Raw genomic sequence first — 12400 nt, forward strand, 5'->3', positions numbered from 1 at the left:
GTTAATGAATCCCTTTTTACTATTTAATACAAAAATACTAGCCTAATATGCTGATAATTTGTGAAGCTAATTCAGTACCAATTCTATCTTGTGCTTCCCCTGTTGCAGCTCCAATATGTGGAGTCATTGAGATTTTATGATTCATCAAAATAGTCATTTCAGGAGTTGGTTCGTTTTCAAAAACATCCAATCCAGCGAATAATACTTTTCCGCTGTCTAATGCTTTTACTAATGCAACTTCATCAATAACACCACCACGAGCACAGTTTACAATACCTACGCCGTCTTTCATGATAGCTAATTCTTTCTCTCCAATGATGTAACCATCTTGAGCAGGAACGTGTAATGTTATGAAATCAGCTTCTTTGAATAAAGACTCCAATGATTGTGAAACGATAGTTGTTGTGATAGATTGACCGTCAAAAAATTCAACTTTAACGTCAACTTGTGGGATAAACATATCAGCAGCAATCACTTTCATGCCTAAACCTAATGCCATTTTAGCAGTAGCTTGACCAATACGTCCAATTCCTACAACACCAAGAGTTTTTCCTCTTAATTCGATTCCGTTAGCATATGCTTTTTTCAAACCTTCAAAGTTTGTATCTCCTTCAAGAGGCATATTTCTGTTAGAATCATGTAAAAAACGTACGCCAGAGAATAAATGTGCAAAAACCAATTCTGCAACTGATTCTGATGAAGAAGCAGGAGTATTGATTACGTGAATTCCTTTGCTTTTAGCATAGTCAACATCAATATTATCCATACCTACACCACCACGACCAATAATTTTCAATCCTGGGCAAGCGTCAATAATATCTTTACGAACTTTGGTAGCACTACGCACCAAAACAACGCTTACATTGTTTTCATTTACAAAGTTAGCCACTTGTTCTTGTGCTACTTTTGTAGTTATAACTTCAAATCCACCTTTTTCTAAAGCTAGAATTCCACTTTTAGAAATTCCGTCATTGGCTAATACTTTCATTTTTTATGTCATTGCGAGGAATGAAACAATCCCATCCTCATATTTAATTTATTATTTTATTTTTCTGGAGCTATTTCCCGCTTTCCATTGCAATCTTTTATGTTTTTTAAAGAAAAAACATAAAAGGATTTTCATTTCAATCGGGGCTAGGTGTCCAGAATTCAATTGATATTTTTTGTAAAACTGAAAACTAAACTTTAGCTTCCAATTCTTTCATTACATCAACCAATACTTGAACACTTTCTAATGGAAGTGCATTGTACATAGAAGCTCTGTAACCACCTACTGAACGGTGTCCAGGTAATCCAGATATTCCTGCTGCTTTCCACATTGCATCAAATGTTTCTGCATGAGCAGCATCATTCAATAAGAAAGTAGCATTCATGTTAGAACGATCTTCAACAGCTGCAGCTCCTTTGAATAATGGGTTTCTGTCAATTTCTCCGTAAAGTAATGCTGCTTTAGCATTATTTATTTTTTCAATTGCAGCAACACCTCCAAGATTTTTCAACCATTGTAAGGTCAATAACGATGCGTAAACTGGGAAAACAGGTGGAGTATTATACATACTTTCTGCTTTGATATGTTTAGTATAATCCAACATGCTTGGGATTATTCTACCATTTTTACCTAAAATTTCTTCTTTCACAACAACCAAAGTAGTTCCTGCCGGACCCATATTTTTTTGAGCTCCTGCATAAATCAAATCAAATTTAGAAAAATCCAATTCTCTTGAAAATATATCAGAACTCATGTCACATACAATTGGCATATTAACTGATGGAAATTCCTTCATTTGTGTACCAAAAATGGTATTGTTACTGGTGCAATGGAAATAATCAGCATCTGAAGGTACAGTGTATCCTTTTGGAATATGATTGTAATTTTGTTCTTTTGATGAAGCTACAACAACGGTATCTCCAAAAAGTTTTGCTTCTTTTATAGCTGCTGTAGCCCAAGTTCCTGAATCAAGATAAGCAGATTTCCCACCTTCTTTCATCAAGTTGTAAGGAGCCATAATGAATTCTAAACTAGCTCCGCCAGCAAGAAATAAAGCTTGATATCCTTTTCCTTCAAGGCCTAAAAGTTCAATAACAAGAGCTCTTGCCTCATCCATAACGGCAACGAAGTCTTTGCTTCTGTGCGAAATTTCTAAAATGGATAAACCAGAATTGTTGAAATTTAAAATAGCTTGTGCTGATTTTTCAAAAACTTCTTGTGGTAAAATACAAGGTCCTGCGCTGTAGTTGTGTTTTTTCATGGTGTAGTTTAAGTCCAAAAAATTAAAGTGCAAATTTCGGCAATAGGAGTTTAAAAAGCGTTAAATAATTCGAAAAAATTAAACAATTTTCGACTATATTGTTAGCAAAAATGAAATAGTATCGATGTTATCTGCATAATTCCACAATTTAGGTCTTTGTGTTTGTCCAAAGTCAATACTGCTTTCTATCAGATTATTACTTACAATACACTGAATTTTCTCGTTTTCAGATTGTAATCTTATTTGTAGGTCATTGATATCATCATAAAATTCATAAAATACACTAGAAATAGGGGAGGCATGACTTTTATCTTCTTTTATGGTCAAAAATCCATTGTCCAATAATTTAAAATTACTCATCAGGAAAACGGCTTTGTTGTAATCATAATTGTTAGCATATTTTTCATAATGAATAACATCTTGATACTCAAATATGGCTTCAAAAAAACCATCGAAAATATACCCTTTTGGAACAAAAATTTTAGAGACATTACGACAACCTAGACCAAAATATCGGAATATATCTTCACCTAAAGCGCTTAATTGTTCTTTGGTTTCTTTTCCATTCAAAACAGCAATTGAATTCCTACTTTTTCGGATAATGGAAGGTTTGTTTTTAAAGTAATATTCAAAATAACGAGCTGTATTATTACTTCCCGTCGCTATAACTGCATCAAAATTTTCTAGTTTTCCTTCAACAAAAGTTATTTTATTAGCCAGTTCAGGGTCAACGGCTATGATGTATTTAGCTAAAAAAGGCAATAAATGTTGGTCATTTGAAGATGTTTTTATCAATACATTATGTCCTGTGATTAAAACCGACAAGAAATCATGAAACCCTACCAGCGGAATATTTCCGGCAAGAATTAAAGCAATGTTTTTAGGTTCTTTTATTGGGAGATCATAAGCAGAAAGCCATTGATTTAAATTTTCTTCAGTTAGTGCTTCTGCCCAAGATTGAATAGAAAAATAAACTTGTTCAGGTGTATACCATCCATTATGGGATTGTGATAATTTTATTAATTCGATGAAATCATCAAAAAATAGATCGTTATGCAAAACAGTTGGTTGCTTAGAAGAATTGTCTTCGGAAAATTGACTTAAAAATTTTCCTAATTCGATAAAACTTCTTTTTTTTTCGTTTTGTAACATAAGTAACTTGTATATGAATAGTTTTGATTGTAATTTTGCACAAAAATAAGCTATAATAAGTTATAAGTCAAAAGAGAAAAAATCTTAAATAGTTTTATCTCAAAAGACATAGCTTTTAACTCATAAAAAGATAAAGATGGCAATTATAATAACAGACGAATGTATCAATTGTGGTGCTTGTGAACCAGAATGCCCAAATACTGCAATATACGAAGGTGCCGATGACTGGAGATATAAAGATGGAACAAAACTTAAAGGGAAAGTAATTTTACCTGATGGTACTGAAGTTGATTCGGATGAAGCTCAAACTCCAATTTCTGACGAAATTTACTATATTGTACCGGGAAAATGTACAGAATGTAAAGGATTTCATGATGAACCACAATGTGCTGCAGTTTGTCCTGTAGACTGTTGTATTCCAGATGATAATCATGTTGAAACAGAGGAAACCCTGTTAAATAGACAAGCATTTTTGCATAATGAATAGCTTTTACTTTAGAGCAAAAAAAATCCTGAGTATTCGCTCAGGATTTTTTTTGCTCTAAAGTAAAGAATGTTACTTTTTGATAATTACATAAGTTTCAACAGTTACTTTGTCAGTTTTATCATCATAAGATTCTAAAACTAGATTTCCATTAGCATCAAAATAGCCGTATGAAGTTTTATTTTTTGACTTGTAAATATAATTGTTGTTTGATGTTCGTCTTAAAATTGCAGCTTTTTTACTGTTTGGTAAATACATCGTGTAGCCACTATTATCGGTTGTAAACTGGTATTTTTCACCATTTAAATTGTAATAGGCAGAACGGTCAATATCAATTACTTTTGTCATTCCATCTGTGGTTACTGCAGTTGTAGCAGTCACTTGAACGGGTGATTCTTTTACTTCTTTATTCAAAACATTAGAATCAGCATCTTTTAATTCTATATTTTGAACTTCTTTAACTTCCTGAGTTTTGATTAATTGTTTTTCTCCCTCAGAATCTTTAACCTTTGTAACTGTTGTTTTAACTTCCGACTTTACGTTTTGATTTTGTGCTTGAATAGTTAATGACAGTAAAAAAGCTGTCATTCCTAAGATTATAGTTTTCATGATATTTATTTTAAAAATTTATATATAACAAACCTACAATTAGTTGACTGTAAAATTGTTATAGAATTTCCTTAAAAAATTACATTATTCACATAAAAGCCCTATGTGATTTACTAGGAATCTATTTTTTGTTTTTTTCTCGCCACAATTACATAGGTATCATAGGCATATGTTTTTCGGTCAATTGTTTTAATGATTTCAAAATTATTTAAATATAAAAATAATTGTATTTCATTTAAGGTAAATACACGAACAGTTGAAAAATCGTCAGCAATTATTTCTTTTTCATCATCTTTAAAAGTATAATATTGTGCGGTCCATTCCAGCATAAAATTATCTGAAAGAGTGGTTTTCCAGTTGCTGTTTCTGTAATATTTTATTCCTTCGAATGTTGCTTCGTGAATTATAACTTGGTTTTCTTTGGCAAAAGGAATAAAGCGATTGGCATCTATAAAGTCAAAAATGACAATTCCATCTTTATTTAGGTTTTTATAAATAGAATCAAAAGTACTGTTTACATCATCATTTGTTATTAAATAACTAGTGGAACGTCCTGTAATCAGTATTGAATCGACTGGTTTTTCCAATTCAAATTGTCTCATGTCACCATGAATGAAAGTACAGTTCTTATTTCTTTCTTTGGCTATCGCAATCATGCTTAGACTATAATCCAAACCAATATAATCCTGATGATTTCCCTGAAATCGTTTGGCTAGATTGCCTGTGCCACTACCAATTTCCAATATGGTTGTGCAATTATTTTCTTTAATTAAATTGTTGTAGAATTGATATTCCTCATCATAATCAATGAAGGTTTGGTACATAGCATCAAAAATTGCAGCCATTTTTCCGTCATATAGATGTGTCATAATGTTTATTTATATAAGTACTAAATTTAAGGAAAATAAACGAAATAAAAAAAGGACTACCTTTCGATAGCCCTTTTGGAATTATTCAGTAAGCGAATTAGAATTTATAGTTCAAAGATAAATTGAACATAGTTCCTAATTGGCTAAAATGTGAACCATCATAAGTTGTATTTGCATAACGTCCGTTGAAAGTAATCAAATTGAATTGGTTTTTAACTTTCGCAGGATCATTCAAAAGTGTAGTTCCTGCTGCATTTTCAGCTACAAATTTCCATTCAGGTAAAACATTTAATAAATTATTTACGTTTAGCGCTAATGTTAATTTGTCTGTGGCAGAAAAATTAATTCCTAAATCAGTAATAATTTTTGGAATGAACTCAGTTTTTAAATTAGCATCTAAACCATCTTGGTCAAAAGTAGTTTTCCCAAAGTAAGTATTATTAAGTGAAAAATCAAATTTTCCAATTTTATAATTTGCTCCCAAAATCCATTTTGTGTCAGGTCTGGAAGTAAACATTAAAGATTCAAGTGTTTGTCCGAAATTACTGCTTTTTACAGGAGAGGTTCTTTCATTTTGAAAAGTAATATTTCCAGATAAATTGAATCCTAATTTTCCTGTTCCTAACATAATATTACTATAATTAGCAACTACATCTAAACCTGATGTTCTAGAGTCAAATGAATTTTCAAACCAAGCAACTGTACCAAATTGGGTATCTACTTTGTCTCCTAAAACGATTCTATCTTCCACTTTAATATTATAATAATCTATTGTGAAATTAAAATTTCTTGATGGTTTAGCTCCTATTCCTATCGTTATGTTAGTTGATTTTTCAGCATCTAATGGATCAATTCCTAATTGACGTGCTTGTGGAGAAACATTGTTTATAATACCACTTACTTGAATTCCTTGTCCAGGAACGAATGAGTATTGTGATTTTTGAGTATAAATTTGGTGTAATGTAGGTGCTCTGAATCCAGTAGAAACAGATCCTCTTAATGTAATTTTATCGTCCAAGAATTTATATCTTGAGCTTAATTTCCATACAGTTGCATCGCCAAAATCGCTATAATCTTCATAACGAAGGGTACCGTTTATTAAGAAGTTTTCAGTTACATCATAAGCAAGGTCAAAATATGCTCCTAAATTATAACGATTCCATTTTCCTGAATTTTCAGGTCTGTTACCGGCAAATGAATCTGCTCCAATTCCATCCCAAGATGCTTTATCTCCTTCGGAAACTTCAAAAGTTTCTGTTCTGATTTCCGAACCAAAACCAATACTTACTTTATCCGATAATACTTTAGAGATATCTAAGTTACCTACAATATGGTTGAAAGAAGTTCCTCCAGGTTTAAATGCTATTGGGCTATTTTCTAAGTAAACATTATTTCCATCAGCATCTTGAATGTCAGATCTATTGAAAGAGTTTTCTACCGTATAAGTTTGTGTATTTCCACCTACAGTGATACTTGCATCAGTATTCCAATCGTTTTTTGTTGATTTATATCCTAATGTACCATTGTAATCATTTAAATCTCCAGTAAATGTTGGTACATAGCCTAAATAAGAGGCTGGTGTTCCATTTCCAAAGAAATCTTTTAGGAACGGGTAATCTGCTAAAGTTCTCCAGTAAGGAGTTCTGTAGTTAGCAAAAGAATTTACTTTTTTGTAAACATAAGCTGCATTGTAATACATCTGAGAAGTTTCGCTTAATTCGCTTCCACCATTAACTAAGAATTTAGCGGCAGCAGTTTCTGGCGAACCATTAATGTTTCCAGCGTCTGGTTTTTTTGCAAGAAAAGCTTGAACATCAGATAAAGATGCTCCAAAATCTCCTGCATCTCCAGCTGCATCAACTTTACCCGGTCTGTTTGATAAATTTACTTTAGAGAAATCTACAGTATAATTTACATATCCTTTTTCTCCTACAGTTGTACCATTATTCATGCTTACTCCTAACATTTCACCATCACCTTCAGAAGTAATTCCACTTCTTACAGTTACTGATCCGCCGTTTGTATTCTTTTTTAAGATAATATTCATAACCCCAGCAATGGCATCAGATCCATATTGTGCAGATGCACCATCACGAAGTATTTCTACTCTTTCGATAGCATCAGTAGGAATTGCAGAAATATCAGCACCTGTTTCACCACGTCCTGGAGACGTTTGTACATAAAGTAATGAACTTAGATTTTTACGTTTACCGTTGATAAGGATTAAGGTTCTACTTGGGCCCATGTTTCTAATTTCATAGGGGTCAAGTAATGAAGTTGCATCATTTACGGGTGTTTGAACCGTGTTAAAAGATGGAATTTTGTACTGTAATGCTTTGTCAAATGAAGCTTGCCCAGTTGAAGCTAAGTCTTTTGCGGATAATACATCAATAGGAAGTGCTGTAGTTGTGTTGCTTCTAGGTGCAGTTCTTGTTCCAGTAACGACGACTTCTTCAAGGTTTTGTCCACCTTCTTCAGCTAAAACAATATTAATTGTTGTTTCGGTAGCTGCTTTTTCTACTTTGTTGAACCCTACATAGCTAAAAACTAAAGTAGCCCCTTCTTTAACTTTGATTTTGTAAGCTCCATCAATGTCAGTTGAGACTCCATTGTTTGTCCCTTTTTCGATAATATTAACACCTGGTAATCCAGCACCGGCATTGTCTTTTACTACTCCAGAAATTTCTTTTTGTGCAAAAAGAAACGTAACGTTTAATAGAAATAATAATAATGTAAACTTTTTCATAAATTGTTGGTTTTGGTTTAGTTTGGTTTAAAATCTTCTGCAATATAATTTTTTTTTAACAAAACATTAATATTTAGTTTGATTTTTTACAAACATTTACCGATAATCTAATAACAATTAATAAAATTGTTATACCAATAAATTGTTCTAAAGAATAGTATTGAATTGATAAATAAGTAAAAAGCCATAATCAATACATAAATGTATTGATTATGGCATCAAACATTTATTAAATCTTATATTTGCAAACTTTTAAAGTGAATTCTAAAACTTTTAGCAGGAGACTGTTATCTGTAAACAAAAATAGCATGAAGAATGGCGGTGCCATATTTTCATTAAAAACAAATATTATCTACACATGAAAGCAGGAATTGTAGGATTACCGAATGTTGGAAAATCAACATTATTCAATTGTTTATCTAATGCAAAAGCGCAAAGTGCTAACTTTCCTTTTTGTACTATTGAACCAAATATAGGTGTTGTAAATGTTCCGGATTCCAGAATGGAAAAACTGGAAGAATTGGTAAAACCAGAACGCGTGCAAATGGCAACCGTAGATATCGTTGATATTGCAGGATTAGTAAAAGGAGCGAGTAAAGGAGAAGGTTTAGGAAATCAGTTTCTAGGAAACATTAGAGAATGTAATGCGATTATTCACGTTTTGCGTTGTTTTGATAATGATAACATTGTTCACGTTGACGGAAATGTAAATCCTATTCGTGACAAAGAAACGATTGATATCGAGTTACAATTGAAAGATCTTGAAAATGTTGAAAAACGTTTAGAAAAGGTAAAACGTGCCGCTAAAACTGGAAATAAAGAAGCGATCGTCGAAGAAGGATTGCTAAACAGAATTAGAGAAACTTTACTTCAAGCGAAATCAGCGAGAACTATAACTCCACAAAACAATGATGAAGAAGTTTTGATGGAAGGTTTTCAATTGATTACAGCAAAACCAGTATTATACGTTTGTAATGTTGATGAAAATTCAGCAGTTAACGGAAATAAATATGTAGATCAAGTTCGTGAACTGGTTAAAGATGAGGATGCCGAAGTTATTGTGCTTTCTGTAGGTGCTGAGGCTGATATTACAGAATTGGAAAGCTATGAAGAGCGTCAGGTTTTCTTAGAAGACATGGGGTTACAAGAACCAGGCGCATCTGTATTGATTCGTGCGGCTTACAAATTATTGAAACAACAAACCTATTTCACTGCAGGAGTTAAAGAAGTTCGTGCTTGGACTATAAATATTGGAGCAACTGCACCTCAGGCTGCTGGAGTTATCCACACTGATTTTGAAAAAGGATTCATCCGCGCCGAAGTTATTGCATATGAAGATTTCGTCCATTACGGCTCAGAAGCAAAATGTAAAGAAGCAGGAAAATTCAAAGTAGAAGGAAAAGAATATATCGTAAAAGATGGCGATGTTATGCATTTTAGATTTAATGTGTAAATAGATTTAATGTATAATTGGATTTATTACCAAACAAAAAAGCTATAAAATTACTTTTATAGTTTTTTTTGTTTGTAAGGAAAATTTTCGTTAATTTATATGAAATCAAACGCAAACTTCTAATCCTATGAAACTTGAACAAATTGTCATTAATGATAAAAAAGATGCCGAAGTCGTTTTCTCTACTACTGGTTTTAATGCAAAAAAAGCAAATCTTGTTCTAGCTTTTGGCGAAAGGGTTTTGTTAGAAAAAGTATTGCCATATGAAAAGATAAAAGATTTATATCCCAAAGCACATATTGTTATTTGTTCTACTTCTGGGCAAATTTCGAACTCCAGTTTAATTGAAAACAATATTGTAGCTACAGCAATAGATTTTGAAAAAACAACTATAAAAGTTTCTGAAATTGATATTCTGAATAATTCGGATATTAAGGAATTAGGGGATATAATTAAAAAGGACTTTTTTAATAAAGACCTAAAATCAATACTTATTCTTTCGGAAGGCAGTTTTGTTAATGGGACTGAACTTATAAACGAATTGATAAAACAAACAAAAGAGACAATCCCTATTTTTGGAGGACTGGCTGGAGATGAATATAAATTCGAAAAAACCATTGTAGGTTTAAACAGTGATGCATCTCAAGGTAAAATTGTTGCTGTTGGTTTTTATGGAGACGCTATTCATTTTGGTTTTAGTTCTAAAGGAGGTTGGAGTGATTTTGGTCCGGAAAGAGAAGTTACGCTTTCAGAAAAGAATGTGCTGTACAAAATAGGCGATAGGTTTGCACTAGATTTATACAAAGAATATCTTGGGAAATATGCCGAAGAATTGCCTGCTTCGTCATTATATTTCCCGCTTTCTATGAAAGAAAATATAAATGCTGTACCCATTGTAAGAACGATTTTGTCGATAGACGAGGAAAAAAAATCAATGACTTTTGCGGGTAATATTCCTCAAGGGTCTTTCGTCAGATTGATGAAAGGAAATTTGGATAAACTCATAGATGCTTCCTACAATGCCGCTTTACAAATATTTTCGGAACAATCCACTAAACCGGAATTAGCATTATTAGTAAGTTGTGTAGGGCGAAAAGTTGTTCTTGGCAATAGAATCGAAGAAGAACTTGAAGTTGTAAAAGAGGTTTTTGGTGAAAATACGCTAGTTTGTGGTTTTTACTCTTATGGTGAAATCTCTCCAACGTTTAAAAAAGTAGCCTGTGAGCTACATAATCAAACGATGACAATCGCAACCATTTATGAAGAAGTATAATGGAAATAGAAAATCTACACAGACAACTTAACAGGCAAATAAAAAAGCATTTTACAGAAGATTTCATTGCGGATAATGAGGTTATCCAAAATTTTATTGAAGTTGTAAATCTATCGTACTTGAATTTTGAAAAAGATGCCGATTTATTTGAGCAATCTTCACGGTTAAACGATTTAGAATATTATGAAATAAATCAAAAACTAAAATCAGAACTAGATAAAAAAGAAAACATACAGAACAAGTTAATTCAAGCTATAAAGCAATTAAACGACAATGAAATAAAACTTGGAAGCGAGGAAAGCCCTATTGATTTAATGCAAATTTTGCGTGATGAAATAGAATCCAAGAAAGAGTTTCAGGATCAATTGTATTTAGCAAAATCTAATGCTGAAAAAGCCAATGAAGCCAAGTCAGATTTTCTCTCTATCATGAGCCATGAAATTCGAACTCCTTTAAATGCAATTATTGGTTTGATTTACATTATGGAAAAAGAAAATACGTTAAATAGTTTTCAGGAAAATCTGGAGGTTTTAAAGTATTCAGCACAAAATCTATACATGCTTATAAACGATATTCTGGATTTTAATAAAATAGAAGCTGGAAAAATTGATCTTGAAAAAATTCCATTTGATTTCAAGGAATTAGTCTTGCATATCGAAAAGTCTTTAGAGATAAAAGCATCAGAAAACTTAAATAGAATTGAGGTAATTATTGATGATAATTTTATTCCAAACGTAATTAGCGATCCTTTAAGGATTGGTCAAATTATTACAAATTTAGTTTCAAATGCTATAAAATTTACTAAAAATGGATTGATTCAAATTAAAATAGGCCAAATCCAACAAAAAGAGAATATTTCTATTTTTAAAGTTCAAATTATCGATAACGGAATTGGTATTGACATCGAAAAGTTTAAAACAATCTTTCAAAAGTTTGAACAAGCACAAGCAAAAACTACAAGACAATTTGGAGGAACGGGATTGGGTTTAGCAATAACAAAGAAACTACTGCATTTATTGAATTCAGATATCGAATTGCAAAGTGAAGTAGGAGTTGGTTCTAATTTTAGTTTTGTTTTGGAATTACCAATATTCTCAACAAATTTAGCATTAAAAAATAATATTGTCTATCATGATTATAAAGAAGAAAATCTAGACGGATTAAAAGTTCTTTTGGTTGAGGATAATTTGATAAATATCAAAATTGCTGAAAAAATACTCAAGCAATGGAATGTCAACGTAGATACTGCAGAGAATGGACTTATAGCCATTGAAAAATTTAAATTAAACGTTTATGATATTATTTTAATGGATTTATCAATGCCGGTAATGGACGGTTATGAAGCAACAGCAATCATAAGAAGTACAAATACATTGATTCCGATTGTTGCTTTGACTGCCTCTTCTTCTTTTAATTATCTTGAAAAAGCGATACAGATTGGTATAAATGAATATATTATAAAGCCATTTAATCCAAAAGAGTTAAATATGAAATTGAGAAAATATTATAGGTGATTTATTTTAAGATCACCTTCTGTCTGACAAATCTTTTAAATTTTATTACTT

At 31.8% G+C, this 12400-nt stretch carries 10 protein-coding genes; 4 read left to right on the top strand and 6 right to left on the bottom strand.

The window, feature by feature from the left end; translation table 11 throughout:
* Positions 1 to 37 precede the first annotated feature (37 nt).
* The 3 genes from ACM55K_RS11545 to ACM55K_RS11555 form a co-directional block, all read right to left on the bottom strand.
* Positions 38 to 988, bottom strand: a complete 951-nt coding sequence (locus ACM55K_RS11545) for a D-2-hydroxyacid dehydrogenase (RefSeq protein WP_039107595.1) — start codon at positions 986 to 988, stop codon at positions 38 to 40.
* Between the two features lie 190 nt (positions 989 to 1178).
* Complete coding sequence (gene serC / locus ACM55K_RS11550; protein WP_416850383.1) at positions 1179 to 2249, bottom strand: 3-phosphoserine/phosphohydroxythreonine transaminase; 1071 nt, start codon at positions 2247 to 2249, stop codon at positions 1179 to 1181.
* A 93-nt stretch (positions 2250 to 2342) separates the two neighbouring features.
* Positions 2343 to 3401: an acyl-CoA reductase gene (locus ACM55K_RS11555; protein ID WP_416850384.1), complete on the bottom strand. Its 1059-nt coding sequence runs from the start codon at positions 3399 to 3401 to the stop codon at positions 2343 to 2345.
* Positions 3402 to 3537: 136 nt separating this feature from the next.
* Between ACM55K_RS11555 and ACM55K_RS11560 the strand changes: the two genes are divergently transcribed.
* The gene (locus ACM55K_RS11560) at positions 3538 to 3888 is read left to right on the top strand and encodes a 4Fe-4S dicluster domain-containing protein (RefSeq protein WP_314895539.1); all 351 of its coding nucleotides are present in this window, start codon (positions 3538 to 3540) and stop codon (positions 3886 to 3888) included.
* 69 nt (positions 3889 to 3957) lie between these two features.
* On the opposite strand, the gene ACM55K_RS11565 is transcribed toward ACM55K_RS11560, so the two are convergent.
* The 3 genes from ACM55K_RS11565 to ACM55K_RS11575 form a co-directional block, all read right to left on the bottom strand.
* Complete coding sequence (locus ACM55K_RS11565) at positions 3958 to 4494, bottom strand: hypothetical protein (RefSeq protein ID WP_416850385.1); 537 nt, start codon at positions 4492 to 4494, stop codon at positions 3958 to 3960.
* Positions 4495 to 4607: 113 nt separating this feature from the next.
* Complete coding sequence (locus ACM55K_RS11570; RefSeq protein WP_416850386.1) at positions 4608 to 5363, bottom strand: class I SAM-dependent DNA methyltransferase; 756 nt, start codon at positions 5361 to 5363, stop codon at positions 4608 to 4610.
* A 97-nt stretch (positions 5364 to 5460) separates the two neighbouring features.
* Positions 5461 to 8109 carry a TonB-dependent receptor gene (locus tag ACM55K_RS11575; RefSeq protein ID WP_416850388.1) on the bottom strand — a complete coding sequence of 883 codons (2649 nt, stop codon included), beginning with the start codon at positions 8107 to 8109 and terminating at the stop codon, positions 5461 to 5463.
* A gap of 358 nt (positions 8110 to 8467) precedes the next feature.
* On the opposite strand from ACM55K_RS11575, the gene ychF reads away from it, so the two are divergent.
* The 3 genes from ychF (at position 8468) to ACM55K_RS11590 (ending at position 12349) form a co-directional block, all read left to right on the top strand.
* Positions 8468 to 9562 (top strand): redox-regulated ATPase YchF, encoded by a 1095-nt coding sequence (gene ychF / locus ACM55K_RS11580; protein WP_416850389.1) that lies wholly within the window; start codon positions 8468 to 8470, stop codon positions 9560 to 9562.
* 127 nt (positions 9563 to 9689) lie between these two features.
* On the top strand, positions 9690 to 10835 hold the full coding sequence (locus tag ACM55K_RS11585) for an FIST signal transduction protein (RefSeq protein ID WP_416850390.1): 1146 nt from the start codon (positions 9690 to 9692) through the stop codon (positions 10833 to 10835).
* Complete coding sequence (locus ACM55K_RS11590; RefSeq protein WP_416850391.1) at positions 10835 to 12349, top strand: response regulator; 1515 nt, start codon at positions 10835 to 10837, stop codon at positions 12347 to 12349. The genes ACM55K_RS11585 and ACM55K_RS11590 overlap by 1 nt, the downstream gene beginning before the upstream one ends.
* The last annotated feature ends 51 nt before the right edge of the window (positions 12350 to 12400 follow it).

Origin of the sequence: Flavobacterium arabinosi, from assembly GCF_048158725.1 — a bacterium.
GTDB lineage: Bacteria > Bacteroidota > Bacteroidia > Flavobacteriales > Flavobacteriaceae > Flavobacterium > Flavobacterium arabinosi.